At 45.9% G+C, this 14,866-nt stretch carries 14 protein-coding genes and 1 riboswitch; of the genes, 3 read left to right on the forward strand and 11 right to left on the reverse strand.

The window, feature by feature from the left end:
* Positions 1-394: hypothetical protein (locus B2899_RS13000; RefSeq protein WP_286886369.1), on the forward strand; the 394-nt coding region annotated here is incomplete at its 5' end.
* 2 nt (positions 395-396) lie between these two features.
* Positions 397-544, reverse strand: a riboswitch (FMN riboswitch).
* A gap of 142 nt (positions 545-686) precedes the next feature.
* Complete coding sequence (locus B2899_RS13005; RefSeq protein WP_146809103.1) at positions 687-1,124, forward strand: peptidylprolyl isomerase; 438 nt, start codon at positions 687-689, stop codon at positions 1,122-1,124.
* 173 nt (positions 1,125-1,297) lie between these two features.
* Here B2899_RS13005 and B2899_RS13010 read toward each other — a convergent pair whose 3' ends face one another.
* The 3 genes from B2899_RS13010 to B2899_RS13020 form a co-directional block, all read right to left on the reverse strand.
* Positions 1,298-2,485: a thiolase family protein gene (locus B2899_RS13010; protein ID WP_286886370.1), complete on the reverse strand. Its 1,188-nt coding sequence runs from the start codon at positions 2,483-2,485 to the stop codon at positions 1,298-1,300.
* A gap of 20 nt (positions 2,486-2,505) precedes the next feature.
* Complete coding sequence (locus B2899_RS13015) at positions 2,506-4,065, reverse strand: long-chain-fatty-acid--CoA ligase (RefSeq protein ID WP_286886372.1); 1,560 nt, start codon at positions 4,063-4,065, stop codon at positions 2,506-2,508.
* Between the two features lie 123 nt (positions 4,066-4,188).
* Positions 4,189-5,484, reverse strand: a complete 1,296-nt coding sequence (locus B2899_RS13020) for an MFS transporter (protein WP_146809109.1) — start codon at positions 5,482-5,484, stop codon at positions 4,189-4,191.
* A 460-nt stretch (positions 5,485-5,944) separates the two neighbouring features.
* On the opposite strand from B2899_RS13020, the gene B2899_RS13025 reads away from it, so the two are divergent.
* A complete protein-coding gene (locus tag B2899_RS13025) occupies positions 5,945-6,583 on the forward strand; it encodes a TetR/AcrR family transcriptional regulator (RefSeq protein ID WP_286886374.1) in 639 nt (212 codons plus the stop codon).
* Between the two features lie 239 nt (positions 6,584-6,822).
* Here B2899_RS13025 and B2899_RS13030 read toward each other — a convergent pair whose 3' ends face one another.
* The 8 genes from B2899_RS13030 to B2899_RS13065 form a co-directional block, all read right to left on the reverse strand.
* The gene (locus B2899_RS13030; RefSeq protein WP_286886376.1) at positions 6,823-7,392 is read right to left on the reverse strand and encodes a Uma2 family endonuclease; all 570 of its coding nucleotides are present in this window, start codon (positions 7,390-7,392) and stop codon (positions 6,823-6,825) included.
* Between the two features lie 61 nt (positions 7,393-7,453).
* Positions 7,454-7,822 carry a GIY-YIG nuclease family protein gene (locus B2899_RS13035; RefSeq protein ID WP_146808828.1) on the reverse strand — a complete coding sequence of 123 codons (369 nt, stop codon included), beginning with the start codon at positions 7,820-7,822 and terminating at the stop codon, positions 7,454-7,456.
* On the reverse strand, positions 7,806-8,414 hold the full coding sequence (locus B2899_RS13040; RefSeq protein ID WP_146808825.1) for a YqiA/YcfP family alpha/beta fold hydrolase: 609 nt from the start codon (positions 8,412-8,414) through the stop codon (positions 7,806-7,808). The genes B2899_RS13035 and B2899_RS13040 overlap by 17 nt, the downstream gene beginning before the upstream one ends.
* A 216-nt stretch (positions 8,415-8,630) precedes the next feature.
* Positions 8,631-9,716, reverse strand: a complete 1,086-nt coding sequence (locus B2899_RS13045; protein ID WP_286886378.1) for a Ger(x)C family spore germination protein — start codon at positions 9,714-9,716, stop codon at positions 8,631-8,633.
* A 2-nt stretch (positions 9,717-9,718) separates the two neighbouring features.
* The gene (locus B2899_RS13050; RefSeq protein ID WP_146808821.1) at positions 9,719-10,834 is read right to left on the reverse strand and encodes a GerAB/ArcD/ProY family transporter; all 1,116 of its coding nucleotides are present in this window, start codon (positions 10,832-10,834) and stop codon (positions 9,719-9,721) included.
* A gap of 1 nt (position 10,835) precedes the next feature.
* The gene (locus B2899_RS13055; RefSeq protein ID WP_286886380.1) at positions 10,836-12,323 is read right to left on the reverse strand and encodes a spore germination protein; all 1,488 of its coding nucleotides are present in this window, start codon (positions 12,321-12,323) and stop codon (positions 10,836-10,838) included.
* Between the two features lie 186 nt (positions 12,324-12,509).
* Positions 12,510-13,484, reverse strand: a complete 975-nt coding sequence (locus tag B2899_RS13060) for a PfkB family carbohydrate kinase (protein WP_146808817.1) — start codon at positions 13,482-13,484, stop codon at positions 12,510-12,512.
* A gap of 15 nt (positions 13,485-13,499) precedes the next feature.
* Positions 13,500-14,866: glycoside hydrolase family 2 TIM barrel-domain containing protein (locus tag B2899_RS13065; RefSeq protein WP_286886382.1), on the reverse strand; the 1,367-nt coding region annotated here is incomplete at its 5' end.

Here is a 14,866-nt window from a genome sequence, read left to right on the forward strand (position 1 = left end):
CATGATTTTCACAGAAAAAGGCAAACGCCTTTTTCCCCTCCGCTTCTTCTTATCCTTCCCTCTCCTTCTTTTCCCACGATTTTCACAGAAAAAAACGCATGCCGCCGTCTTTTTTCTGTTAAACCGAATACCGGTCGGGGCAGAAGAAAAAGGCGGCGCCATGCGCTTTGCTTCCTTTGTCGTTGGGCGTAACCACTCTAATTTATCTGTATACTCAGGTACCTTATTTGCCTATGACAAAGAAAGCCCTGAAAGACGGTTTCATTCCGCTTTCAGGGCCTGTATTCATGAAAAAGGTAGAGCGATACCAGGGTTCAAGCGTCTCTATTTGTTCGCCTCATGGCAAATTTTAAAGAAACGCAATCAAATAAAACAAACTGCACCTGTAATCTAAACTACATCCTTCTCCCATCCAGACTATACTGTCGGTCCCGGATTTACACCGGGTCAGCATTGGCTCTATGAAACCGCAGCTCACGGACTGAAGAGACTTCATGCCTCTATCACCGCCGGTCGGGATTTTCACCCTGCCCCGAAGGATTACTGATGAAATTGTATTTTTATTATAGCGTATTCCCTGCAGTCTGTCCATGCGTAATTTCACATGGTGAAAATGCCTGTTCAGTTGTGACTTGTCTATACACTGTGGTAGAATAAAGTGAGTAAAAAAAGGAGTGACTAGGCTGATGACAAAAAAAGGAAGCATCGAACTTGAAAACGGCAATAAAATTTTGATCGAATTCTATCCGGAAGCCGCTCCCGGCACGGTTGCAAACTTTGAAAAACTGGCGAATGAAGGGTTCTACAACGGCCTGACATTCCACCGCGTTATTCCGGGCTTTGTAAGCCAGGGGGGCTGCCCTCACGGAACAGGAACCGGTGGCCCTGGCTACACAATCAAGTGCGAGACTGAAGGCAATCCGCACAAGCACGTTCCGGGCGCGCTCTCGATGGCGCATGCAGGTCGCGACACCGGCGGCAGCCAATTCTTCATCGTTCATGAATCCCAACCGCATCTGGACGGCGTACATACTGTGTTCGGACAAGTTGTGGAAGGCCTGGAGCATGCGAAGAACTTGCGTAACGGCGACAAAATGAAAGAAGTGAAAGTTTGGGAAGAATAGTTGTTAGCTCTTTCTTCCTTACAAAAAACGGGGCAGACATTATCGTCGCTCCGTTTTTTGCATCTTGGCATATGTTCAAATGAGAAAAACTCGCTTACGAATAGAGACCTCCGTTGGGGTAACAAGTGCTTTTTATGATTCAAGTATCAACTCCATTAGTGAATGGCTTTTGATTAGCGCTTAAGAATATGAATGTTGACTGTGCCATTGTCTCCGTTAAGAAACCCACCTACGTTTTCAGTCAGCCCCGCTTTGGGTTGATTTCGGATCTGACGAGCACCCGCTTGCCCGCGAAGCTGCCAGGTGATCTCGGCGATTTGCGCAATACCGGTAGCCCCGATTGGATGCCCACGGGAAATCAAGCCGCCGCTCGGATTGACCGGAATTTTTCCGCCGATTTCTGTGTCCCCGGATTCGATTAACCTCCCGCTTTCACCGGGAGGGCAAAGCCCTAACTGTTCATACGCAAGTAATTCTCCCGGTACGGCAGCATCGTGAACCTCCATCACTTGCAAATCCTCCGAGCCGATAGCTGCGACTTCATAGGCTTTTTCAGCGGCTCTTTGTACTGTGTCGATTTTCTGATCTTTACTCGGACTGCCGGAAACAACTACCGAAGCCGTTACATAGACCGGTTTTGTTGTAAACTGCCGGGCTATTTTTTCACTGCATACAATGGCTGCGGCGGCACCATCACCGATCGGTGAACACATCTTCAGGCGCAGCGGATCGCTGATCATTCTTGATTGCAGAACTGCCTCCAAACTTTGCGCTTGCTGGTATTGTGCATACGGATTTAAACTGCTGTTGTAACTATTTTTTACAGCGATTTTAGCCAACGTTTCCAGCGATGTTCCATACTTCATCATATGTTCCCTTGCTTCCGACGCATATAAATCCATGAAAATACTTTGTCCTTCTTTGTGTTCCTCGTATCCGGGAAAACTCGACAACTGTTCGATATCGGTACCGCTTTGCAAGGCGGCAAATGCGCGGTTTTTATCCGGATGAGTCATCTTTTCGGCTCCTAAAGCTAAAACGACATCATATAAACCGGAGGCAATAGCCATCCACGCCAAATGAAATGCCGTTGACCCGCTGGCACAAGCATTTTCGGTATTGATTACCGGAATTCCGGTCAATCCCGCCCCGCTTAATATCACCTGTCCTCTAATACATTCCTGCCCCGTAATCAATCCCGCAGCCGCATTGCCTACATAAGCCGCTTCGATTTGCGAGAGTTCAATGCCGGCATCTTGAACGGCACGATATAACGCTTCTCTTCCCAAATCCTTCAAACTTTTGTCCGGATGCTTTCCAAATTGGGTCATCCCGATCCCCAGCACTACCACATTCCTCATAAATTATCCCTTCTCTGTTTTTAGTTTACTTGCCTTACAAGACCGAGCCAATAAGGTGCCCGTAACGCTTTTTTATCGACCTTCCCGTATGCCGTTACAGGAATAGAATCTACAATATCAATTGATTTCGGAACTTCATAACTAGATAATCTGGATTTGCAGAAAGCAATTAATTCACCTTCACTTATCCCGGTTTCCGGATGAACAACAACCACTGCTTTTACCGCTTCACCCCATTTTTCGTCCGGGACACCTATGACCGCTGCCTGCTTTACCGCAGGATGCTGAAACAGGACACTTTCCACTGTTGTAGTGTAAACATTGAATCCGCCGGAAATAATCATATCTTTTTTACGATCCACCATATAAATATATCCATGTTCATCCCGGTAAGCCATGTCTCCCGTGTGAAGCCAGCCGTTTTGAATAGTCTTGGCTGTCTCTTCTTCAAGCTGCCAATAGCCTTTCATCATGTGCGGCCCACGCGTGACCAACTCCCCTACTTCTCCGGGACCCAGATCTTCCCCGGCTGCATTGACGATCCGAACCTGAGAAAGAATAATCTCCCTTCCGCAGGATGCCAGCCGTTTTTCTTCTCCCTGTGCGCTCAGATGATCATCTTTCGTTAAAATCGCAGTTTGGTTGGCCACTTCCATCTGTGAATAAATCTGCACCAGAACGGGGCCGAACACTTCTAATGCCTGTTTAATTCGTGCCGGCGCCATCGGGGCTGCCCCGTACACAATCGTCTTCAAGCTGCTTAAATCGTATTGCTTCCGCTCCGGTAAATCGAGAATATGGTAGATCATTGTGGGAACTAAAAAGGTAAAATTAACCTGTTCACGTTCGACCGTCTCACAAAACGCACGGGGACTGAAGCCTTGATGCAGGATATGGGTTCCGCCCCGCAGCAAACCGGGCAGGATCAGAAAACCGGCTGCATGGGGAAGTGGGGCTACATGCAGCATCACTCCCCCTCTTTCCAGTTCGAACTCGACGATCTCACTGTACATTAGGGCAATGGTGGATTTATGAGTGTGCATCACCCCTTTGGAACGCCCGGTTGTCCCTCCGGTGTACATAATGGCCACAAGATCTTCTTGTCCAATAGAAACCGCAGGATTTTCAAAATCACTGTTTTCGATCAACTGCTGCATGGTTACTACCCCGTTGACAGGCTCTTTTCCGGCGTTGATAACGAGGACGTCGTATGGAAAATTCTGCACCAGAGTTTGCACGGATGAAATCCATTCCGGACTGCAGACGATCGCCTTAGCACCGGAATCTAGCAAACGGTATTGCACTTCATGAGTACTCAGGAATTGATTTAGGGGGACCCGCACTCCACCGATTTTGGCTATGGCAAAATCCGCAACAATATACTCAATGCTGTTGTAGATCCACAATGCAACCCGGTCGCCTTGGCGAATCCCCAGCCGGATTAAAGCGTTTGCAAAACCGTTAACCTCTTTTTCCAATTCCGCATACGTTATGTTTCTCAGCTGGTCTTTAACTGCAATTCTGTCCGGATGTTGGCGAACGGCCTTGTCAAACAACTGTCCCACTGTAGTTTCCAGCAAAACACATACCCCCTTGAAATTTCATTAATATAAATCATCTATTTATAGAATACAGACACATCCGGGGCTGCCCGGTCCAAGGCTATTTCTGCTACGGGGAAGCCTCGGGTATGAAGTGTCTCGTCAGCTTCCGACATGTTTCACACTTTCGTCGTAACGCGGGTTGACCATTTTTCTTGTATCTTGTACAAACAGACTTAATACCAGAGAGAGAGCGAGCCCCGCCATCATGAATCCACCAAATATCCACGGAGATGGACCGTATGATTTCGCCATTGGTGTCCAAATCATAGGCCCAAAACCAACAATGGCAGCGGCAACCTGATAACCGACCGATAACCCGGTATAACGGACTTTGGTCGGAAACAGCTCAGAGAATAAAGTCCCCTGGGTAGAAAAAACAGCCGCCCAAATGATGCCGAGCATGACCGCCTGCATGAAGTACAGCCAGCCGACTCCTTTTCCGATCAGAGCAAAATAAGGAACCGAGAGAAGGAACAGAAGAGTCAAACCTCCCAGATAGATGGTTTTCCGACCGATAAAATCAGAAAGGTAACCAACAATCGGGATAGTAACGAGCATGGTAGCACAACCAATCGTCAGGGCGGTTAAGGCTGTATCGCGGGAGTAATCCAAATACACAGTAGTAAATACAAGCACATAGGACATGGCAAAGACGTTAAAGAACCCGTCACCAATTTTCAGTCCAATCGCACGCAACACGTTTCTCCAATCGTTGCGAAACGTTTCGACAATGGGCACCTTCGCAAGATTTCCACTTTCCTTCTGCTGCTTAAAGTCCGGGGTTTCCTCTACACCGCTCCGGACCCAGAGCGCCAGAGCGATAAGCACAACACTTAAGAGGAATGGAATCCGCCATCCCCAGCTCATAAACTGTTCATCGGTAGTCATGTAGCTAATAAACGAAAGACTGAAGGACCCGGCAACCAAGCCGATAGGAACCCCTAATTGGGGAATTGAACCGTAAAGCCCACGAAACCCTTTCGGGGCATTTTCTGTTGCCAACAGGATGGCCCCACCCCATTCGCCACCCAAGGAAATACCCTGAATGAGCCGCATGATAACCAATAGAATCGGGGCCAGCAGGCCGACTTGTGCATAAGTAGGGAGAAGGCCAATAAGCATCGAACTGCCTCCCATACCAATAAGAGTATACATGAGCGTCGCCTTCCGCCCCAGGCGATCACCCATGTGACCGAACAAGATGCTGCCGAGCGGCCGGGCAGCATAACCGACTCCAAAGGTGGCAAAGGCAAGAAGAATCGAAATGGCAGGATCGTGGTTGGGAAAATACAGAGTGGAAAATACCAAGCCGGTGGCCGTGCCATATAAATAGAAGTCATACCACTCGATGACCGAGCCAGCAAGGCTGGCAAAAAGAATGCGACCTTTTTTCACAACATCTACTCCTTTCGCTATTGCAAACTTATAGGGAAATAAAACAATTACTACAGACTAAGGTCAATGACTGTAGTATTTGACTACAGTCAGTATATACAAATATCAAAATATTTTCAATATAATTTCTATATTATATTTTTTTAATCTTATTAATATAACGACCTGTATGAATAGAAAGTAATCCTATGTTCATGTTATGATTAAATTATTACGCTATAAGCACACCGAAATGCTCAAGAAACCTTGATATACTTGGATAAACATAACCGGACCCTGGCTTTCTCTGGATTCCATGGCAAGAAACAGATACCGGGTAAACATGATACTGGTGTACGCAAACATCATGTAATAGGAGCAACTCTGAAATTCTTTGGCGAACTTAAGATACGACTTCGTCATTTTCATTAACTCAACTCTGTCACTGAAGTCAATGAAATTCATTGGAAAGGAGTTCTACATGAAACAGCAAAACGGTCTCACTCTCCGAAAAAAGAGAGCACTGGAAACGCACAAAAGATTATTTGAAACTTCCCTGAAACTATTTGCCGAAAAGGGTTATGATATGGTTTCCGTTGACGAAATTGTCACTCAAGCCGGAACGTCAAAAGGAGCGTTCTATACCCACTTCAAATCAAAAGATCAAGTGATTATAGAACAGTTTAAACAATTTGACGAATATTATGTGAAAATTTACCAGAATTATCCACCCGAATGGACTGCCACGGAAAAACTACTCACGCTGATCAAGGAGCAACACCGATTATGTGCACAAATAGTTGGCTTAGACACGATCAAAGTGGTCTATTACAGCCTCATTCGAAACAATCAAGAAAAAAAATCAATCATTGATGAAGAAAGGGAATTATATACCATTGTTCACCAGATTATGGAACAGGGTCAAAAGTCAGGTGAATTTCGCGATGATATCAGCGCATCCGAATTAACGAGAGACATCGTCCGATGTATGAGGGGAATGCTATATGATTGGTGTTTATACGATGGAGCCTTCGATCTTGTCGAGGAAGGGCAAAAATTCTTTTCGAGGATGCTGGAAGGGCTGCAAAAGAAGAAACTGCCGTATTCCACTAATGATTGAAGAAACTTCCCATGATTAAAATAACAAGCCTGTTCCATTATGGAACGGGCTTGTTTACATCCAGCATTTTCCTCCGGCTCTTACCCGTCTTATACGCCCGCCAATCGCCGTCTGCTACAAACACACCTTCCTTATCCAGCCACTCTCGCTTTTCATTTTTCCTCCTTTGTAGCGATGCTAGAGTGGTTTCCGCAAAGTTGGTGGCCCTTCTGTTCGTATTCTTTATAGAGAGAGCCTGCCTATCGATCAATCTTGAATATTGTTCTTATATCAATCATTACATCCTTAAATACGAATGACTTTAGCTCGTCCTTTTCTCCGTACGTTGTCCTTTTAGTAAAATAGCCATCACTCAAGCCGTGAACATGAATCATTTTGTTCACCGGATCTACAATCCAGTATTCTTTAACACCAAACTGCTGATATACAGCGAATTTTTCGTTGTAATCCTTCAGAGCGGTTGAGGGTGACAATACCTCCACCACTAATGTCGGTGCACCGTAGCACCCTTTCTTTGTAATTTGCTTCTCATCACAGATGACTGAAATGTCCGGCTGTACGACATGGTCCGGATGCTCATAGTTTCCGTTTTCGCTAAAGAACACGTCAAATGGCGATACAAATACACGGCAATCTATATTTTTAAAGAAATTCCGTAAAGCAAAGAAGAGCTCCCCAACAATAAATTGATGTTCTGAAGAGGGAGCAGGAGTCATATTGTATGCTTTGCCATGAATCAGTTCCCATCTGCCTTCCCATACCAGCCAATCCTTATATGTGTAGGTTTTGGATTCGTCAGGAATTTTCACCGTTCATTCCCCCGTGCCGTTGCATTTATTGTTATTATACCACACGGCGAAACCAGCCCTTTCAACAATAAAACAGGTGCGCCGGACACCGGCAGTCTGACGAGCCGAATCCGCGCACCGGAATAGCACCCTGCTTCTCCTCCAGCAGGCGCGCAAATAGACCGCACTCCCCTTCTTTCCCAGAGTACGTACACACTTCCGTAATCTCCGCATAAGGACGCAGATAATCCAGATGCCAGCGCAGCGGCTTCTCTTTTCGGATGTGCCGATTAATCCTTGCCTCGATATTGCGCTTGGCGCTCCCGACATAGATGTATATGCCTGCAGAAAATATAAAGGTGCCCAGCCTGCCCACCGTAATTTTCACTGTTTCAGGCAAGTACATCTCAATACTATAGAGCGTGTGCTTCGGATTAACCTTCCACTCCATCCTGCCTATGATCCCTCTCTTTTTTAACGAGTTCAAAATAAATGCGACGTATCTCTCCCTGAATCCGTTCCAAATCCGCAAACTGGTGACCGCCTTTAGCAAACGATACGAACGTTCCGCAGCCAACCAGCATTTTCTTCGTCTGCGTATGGTCCAGCCGCTCATCGTCCTCGCATACGAAAGCATGCAGCAGCCCGTGGTCGCCTTCCAGATATACTTCCGGAAACATGTCGCGTAATTGCTTAATGTGCTCTTCTGTAAACACGAAAGGTTCGCCGGTATTGTAATTGACGTTATCACCCAGGCAGTCCATCAACGACGCGAACGGCATAAGCGAAGGATTCAGCAGCACGGCATGGCAGCCGTATTTGGCAGAAAGATAGTAGGCATAGAAGCCGCCCAGGCTGGATCCGACCAGTAAAATCGGCTCCCCTTTATATTTTTCGACAATGCTTTCCAACTCCCGAATCGCAGCCCTCGGTTCAACGGGCAAATCGGGCGATAGGATCATTTCCCCGGGAAATACGCTGCGTAAAAACGCATGCTTGGTATTGTCGCCTGAAGAGGAAAATCCATGAATGTTTACTAGCATACATACCTCCCCAACTATGTTTTAGTGGTGAAAATCAGGAGTAAAGAAAGAGGCGAAGAGGAAAGAAGATCCAGGGTAGAAAAAGGCGTTCGCCTTTTTTCCCATTGAAATCATTCCTTCATTCTCTTCCCTCTTTTCCTTTATACCACAAAAGTCAGCCGTCCTTCCCTTTATTTTCATGTCGGGGTTACTGCTAAAAAGCTATGGTGGTTTTGTTTATCTGCTCACATTCGTCAAAGGTTTAATATGAAGCTGATAATCGACGTTAATCTCCATTTTCTTCCAGTAATTTAACCATTCTTTTTCACTGATTGGCTTCGTAAAGGGGGTAAGTGAGAATTTTCCTAATTGCAGAGGATCCACTTTCCACTCTTGCATTTTTTTTAGTAACTTTGTTGTTTGTTTTTCCAAATAAGATTCGATCTCTTTATTGAGAATAGCTAATTCATCATTTCTGAGTATATTTTTAACCCCTCGGTATTCCTCGAGTCTGCCGTTCAGATCGATTTTGATGGAAATCGACGAATATTTTCCATCTAATTCCATATGGACATTGGAACGAACATTACCTATGGTTGTTGATAATTCTGGTATAGGGAAAAGTTTAAGGTAATGATCGTTGTCAATGAGTTGGAAGATTTGATCGTCCATGTTTTTGACGGTCGCTTTTAGTTTGTCATGCCGGAAAAAAGCAGTACCCTCGTATGTGAAATTTTCATTGCTGACCTTGAAGACTGGCATGATCGGATATGAAAATGGGGAGTATAACTTTTTTTTAAATTGATGCAAATTAACTACACTCATTTCACCTTGATTATTTTTCTCGTAGTGTTTGAACATGCGATAAAGAAAATAATCAAGTTTTTCTTGTTTATCCAGTTGATTTTTTATGTAATCTTCAAAATTCCCTTTCACAATCACGAGATAAAGGCGTTGGGAAATAGCAGGGTCTGTCAATAAAGTATTAATCAGTGAAATCACTCCTTTTTTAGCAAGTTCTTCATTGATTAACACAATTCGAGTTTGTCCGGTTTTCAATTCACGATAATACTTTAAATTAAATTCCTTTCCCCCCTGCTTCAGCAGGTCAACTCGTAGGGTGAAAAGACGCTTTTTTTCTTTAATCAGTGGCGGCACCAACGTGCTGATTTTTAACTTTCCTTCTCCCCCATCATTGATAGACCAGAAAATCACAGGGGCGATTTCTTCGATCATATTGTTCTCCACAGTTGGGAAACATCCTGTCGTCAACACGATACTGCTCAGCATGGCCAATAACACAGCCCGTTTTATATGCCCCATGCCTAGATATGCCCCTTTCGTTTGATGGCAATCAAAAGGAATGCTGGAACTAAAAAGTAAGTTAATGCCCCTAACCAAATCTGAATGTCTACCCAAATGTTCGGTTCTGCTCCTGCTTTCCAGAACCACTCATTTACAATGATCATACATATAAAAATCGTAATACAACTTGTCATAAAACCGATTCGGGTGGTCTGTTCATGTAATCTTCCTACGATAATTCGGACAGCTCCATAGAAGTATAACAAGAAAATGGAAATGGCAAACACGAAATGAAACATATGTACAGAGATCAAAATAATATCAATTCGATCAAAAACGGGAGACTGCAGGTATCGGATCATATCAATCACTGGAAACTTGCTTTTGCTCAAGTAATTGGAACCAAAAAATAATAACGATGCAACAAACAAAAGTAAATATTCAAGGACAGACATCGCATTCGCTATTGTCAAATATTTCAGCATCTTTTGTTTTGAGTTTAACCAAGGAACCAAGCATATTAAATATTCCGGTCCTGACAAAGATGACCAAATGAATAGCAACCCTTTCCAGGAATGCATCGACCAGTCTACCGGTATCAAGGGATATAAATCGTATAGAGAAGCAATCGGCGGAAAGAAAAAGGGAAAATACACTAAAATAATCCACACAGTACTTAAAAATGCAATAACGACAAAGCGTATCGTTTTCTCCATTCCTTGAGCGGCTACATACCAGCTAATCAACAAAATAAAAAGAATCATCCAATTAGTATTCATCAAGGGAAATATAAATTGATAAACAACTTCCACATAACCTAGTGCGATTACGGTTATTTTGATTAAAATTACAAATAGCCCGATAAAAGCAAAAAAACGAACCATCCGTTCACCAAAAAGCTGCACAAACCCTTGATAACCTTTTGCTGAATAATCCGAAGCAAACCATTTTGATAGCATCGTTAGATTGATCTGCGATAAAATTCCTATGGCAATAATTCCCCAAATCATGTAGGGATGAACCAAATGCGAGGGCATGATTAGGATAAAGTAGAGCATTTGAAGCCGGTTCACCATGAACATAACATACACACCGCTAGAGGTAGACGTTTTATCATATAACGAAAATGCTGTCACGTTATCTTCTCCTTCGGCTGTATCGCCATTTCTGCAGGGGGCGTAAATAATCGGGACGAGTTTTCATCCAATGTAAGGGACCTCGAATAAAAAGATCAATCCAATCCTTCCCGTAAAAGGGAGCTACCGGTGCAAAATAAGGTTGTTTCAGTGAAGTAAGTGCATTCAGATGAGCTAGAAGTCCTATCATCCCAAACACGATTCCCAGAACTCCCAGAAAAGACGAAAGTATAAGAAAAGCAAATTGAATTAACGTGGTTGATTTGGTCATCAGATAATTGGGAACCAAAAACGAAGCAATGGCGGAAATACCGACCACAACAATTAACACTTTGCTGACGAAGCCGGCTTCAACCGTAGCTTGCCCAATGACAATGCCGCCAATCACGCCTAATGTTTGACCTGATTTTGTCGGCATTCGCAGACTTGCTTCTCTTATAATTTCCAGGGTGATCAACATCAGAAACGCTTCCCAAAATGGAGTTAAGGGCAATTTGCTTCTGGATTCCAATAAAACAGAAAAAATTTCCAGCGGAATCATCTGATAGTGATGTGTGGTTAACGCTACATAAAGAGGTACCGTTGTTATCGAAAGAAAGTAGCTTATATATCGAATGCAGCGCAAAAAACTGGCAACTAGCCAACGATGGATGTAATCCTCAGGAGATTGGAAAAGATGAAAAAATGTCATTGGAGCAACTAAGGCAAACGGCGTATTATCTACCAGAAGAGTAAGTTTACCGATACCCAAAGAAAAAGCACAGACATCCGGGCGGTCGGTTTGTTGAAACTGTGGAAATACGCTATGAGTATGATCTTCCATGAAAGTGGCAATATGGGACGAATCAAGAAACAGATCAAAATCAATAGTAGAGAGTTTATTTCTTGCAATGGAAATAAATTCGGGATTGATCAATCCTTCGATGTACATGAGTACAACCGTTGTTTTACTTAGAGAACCGACTGTAAATTTCTCCGTTTTTAATGTGGTCAAAGGAATCCGACTGCGAATCATTGTGATATTCTGCTCTACTTCTTCACTGAAGCTGTCTTTCGGACCGTATAAAATGGTTTCCGTTTGAGATGTTTCGATGGCACGACTCAATGGATTTTCGAGACGAGCGGCCCACCATTGATTCTGCAAAGAGTCATTCAGAAGAACGGACCCTAACATCAGTTGTTTTTGTGCCTCCTCCAAAGTGATAATTTTTGATACTTTGGAGGCCGCAATACATTCATAAATCGTGTCTTGAGAACAGCGGGTCAACGGTTCGATAATGGCTTCATTCAAACGCTCCTGGTCGATTAACGTTCTTATGTACAGAAGTGTAACCTTTTGATCATTTTTGGTGTTGCGTTCAATGATTTCTGCATCATCCATGTTGGCTATAGCATGTCTAAGGGCATCTATCGTTACAGCTGCCTGAGCCGTATTTCGAGGTTCATTTTTCCCATGCTCGGCCTTACTCCTACTCTTTTTCCAAAACATCAATCCCCATCACCTTATGGAATATATTTGACAATGCAATTCATTGACCACTTTTATTATGATCGGTTCAACTTTAGTTAATACTTGTCCATTACCAAAATACGTGCTTTATTTTTATAAAAAGAAAAATCAGGAGCCCCTCCTCAATGGGAAGAAACTCCTGATGGCTCCATCCATCCTATTCACTTATTCTCCTGCAAACGCCTGCACCTCATCGAGCGTAGGAAGCGCGGAAATCGCTCCGCGTTTTGTCGTCGTCAGCGCACCTACCGCATTCGCAAAACGAATCATGCTCGCCAATTCGTCTTCCGGCAGTGCAGCCAGCGTCTCCCGTCTCACACCGGCTTCAACCAGACGATGCAGGAAACCGCCGACAAATCCGTCACCTGCGCCGGTAGCATCAACCACCTGAACCGAAAAACCGCCAACCCGCTTCATCATGCCGCCCGACCGCACATATGCACAGCCCTCTTTGCCCAGCGTTACAAGCAGCAAGCGTACGCCCTGCGCAAAAAACCACTCGGAACCTACTGCCACGTCAGACTCACCGGTCAAAAAAGTAAGCTCCTCTTCGCTCACTTTCACGATATCCGCAAGCGGTACGTGCGTCCGGATCGTCTTGCGCGCTTCCGCTTCGCCGCCCGGCCACAGCGGCAGGCGCAAATTCGGATCATAACTGATAATAAGCCCTTTCTCCCGCGCCAACCGGGCCGCTCTCACCGTTGCACTCCGCGCCGGATCGGCAATCAATGAAATCGATCCAAAATGAAACACCGCTCCGTTCTCAAATGCCTCATGCGTAATCTCGTCTTCTGCCAGCAGCATGTCCGCCGAAGGATCGCGATAGAACAAAAAATCACGCTCGCCATCCTCTTTCAGCGACACGAATGCAAGCCCCGTCTTTGCCTCGTTTGTCCGGCGAATCTCCCGCGTATCCACACCGGCATCTGCCAGTGTTCGAACCAGAAAATCGCCGAACGGGTCCGCTCCGACTTTCCCGAGAAAGCGGGACGACCCGCCAAGCCGCGCGACGGCGGCGGCCACATTGGCGGGTGCGCCGCCCGGGGCTTTCTTAAAGGACATGACATCTTCAAGCGCCTGCCCGTTCCTTTCCGGCACAAAGTCAACCAGCATCTCTCCAAGCGCAAGTACGGTCTTCATCGTCTCTCCTTTCCCTTACAGGCCCGCACCCACATGGGCGGCCGTCTCCAGGTCCGCCTCGTTGCTGCGCGGGAACAGAATTTTCGCATTGCGCGCCACCACATTGCCTCCCCGATCGCGCAGCTCGCCTTCAATTCTGTATACGTCGTCCGTCAGCGGCAAATCGAGCACCGCCTGATCGAAACAGCGGGATGAATCCGGCTCGATGAGCGGCGCCAGTACCGCCCGTTCCTCTACTACCGTACCGTCCGGTGCAAGCAGGCGGTATGCAATCTCATGTCCTTCCAGCTCGCGGCGGTAATCGTTCACCACCCATGCTTCCATCGTCACGCGCAGCGTGTCCTCAAGCTGTTCTACGTGTCCGGCAAACGATAGCTGCAGCGGCGCGAACGCGTGGACGACCGCATAGTACGCTTTTTTCGGGCGGCGGTAATAGTCGATAATCGCCCAGTCAATCGCCGGCCATGTATTGACGAAATGGAACTGCATAACGCCGTTTACATTGCGGTACTTCTTGCGGCGCAGCGCTTCGGTATGTTCCTTGTAAAACTGTACCTGATAATCCTGCGTACGCTCCACCAGCTCTTTCAGCGTGGCCGGATATTCGCCCATTATCTTGGCGTAGATGTTATTCTGGAAGCCGCGCGTGCGCCAAGCCTCCACATCCAGCGGCCAGAGCTGCTCTTCGGCAAGGAACTCCTTAAGCGATTCTTCAGCGGGCAACGACTGTGTACCGTATTCGGTAACGAACATCGGGTTGTAATGTTCCGCATCCGCAATCTTGCCCCAGTACCAGCCGACCCAGTTGACGCTAAGATGGTTCGGCACGTATTTCGCGAATTCTTCCCACGTCGCAAAGAATGCCGGAAGGTCTCCCCGGTCAATCAGTACCGAATCTTTGTGTACAGGGCGCGTCGCATCCATGGACTTCACCGTTTCCATCAGGACATTGTCGAGCTTGTTGTAGTCATGGAAACGGGATTCGCTGTGGCAGCACCAGAGCACGACCGACGGGTGATTGTACAGCATCTCCACATACCGGCGCGTCACATCCGCCGCCCGGTTGATGAATTCGCCGTCAGAACGGTACCCCCACTGGAACGGCAAATCCTGAAAAATCATAATACCCCGCTCATCGCACAGGCGGTAAAACTCCGGCTTCTCGGCATGCGCAAACAGACGTGTCATGTTCATATACGCGTCAAGCATCATCTGAATATCGCGCTCATAACGGCCGGGTGTCATCAACGAGAGAAACTGGTCGGACAAATAGTTATTTCCTTTAATAAACAGTCGTTCGCCGTTCAGATAGAAGCCCCATTTCTCATCGCGTTTGACCTCACGGATGCCGAATACTTCCTCTGCCGTATCGACAGGCTCCC

The organism is Aneurinibacillus sp. UBA3580 (assembly GCF_002375825.1).
Taxonomy (GTDB): domain Bacteria; phylum Bacillota; class Bacilli; order Aneurinibacillales; family Aneurinibacillaceae; genus Aneurinibacillus; species Aneurinibacillus danicus.

Coding starts and splice junctions, on each gene's coding strand:
- B2899_RS13005 (WP_146809103.1), top strand. CDS start 687: ATGACAAAAAAAGGAAGCATCGAACTTGAAAACGGCAATAAAATTTTG.
- B2899_RS13010 (WP_286886370.1), bottom strand. CDS start 2,485: ATGAGGAATGTGGTAGTGCTGGGGATCGGGATGACCCAATTTGGAAAG.
- B2899_RS13025 (WP_286886374.1), top strand. CDS start 5,945: ATGAAACAGCAAAACGGTCTCACTCTCCGAAAAAAGAGAGCACTGGAA.
- B2899_RS13035 (WP_146808828.1), bottom strand. CDS start 7,822: ATGGAGTGGAAGGTTAATCCGAAGCACACGCTCTATAGTATTGAGATG.
- B2899_RS13040 (WP_146808825.1), bottom strand. CDS start 8,414: ATGCTAGTAAACATTCATGGATTTTCCTCTTCAGGCGACAATACCAAG.
- B2899_RS13045 (WP_286886378.1), bottom strand. CDS start 9,716: ATGGGGCATATAAAACGGGCTGTGTTATTGGCCATGCTGAGCAGTATC.
- B2899_RS13055 (WP_286886380.1), bottom strand. CDS start 12,323: ATGTTTTGGAAAAAGAGTAGGAGTAAGGCCGAGCATGGGAAAAATGAA.
- B2899_RS13060 (WP_146808817.1), bottom strand. CDS start 13,484: ATGAAGACCGTACTTGCGCTTGGAGAGATGCTGGTTGACTTTGTGCCG.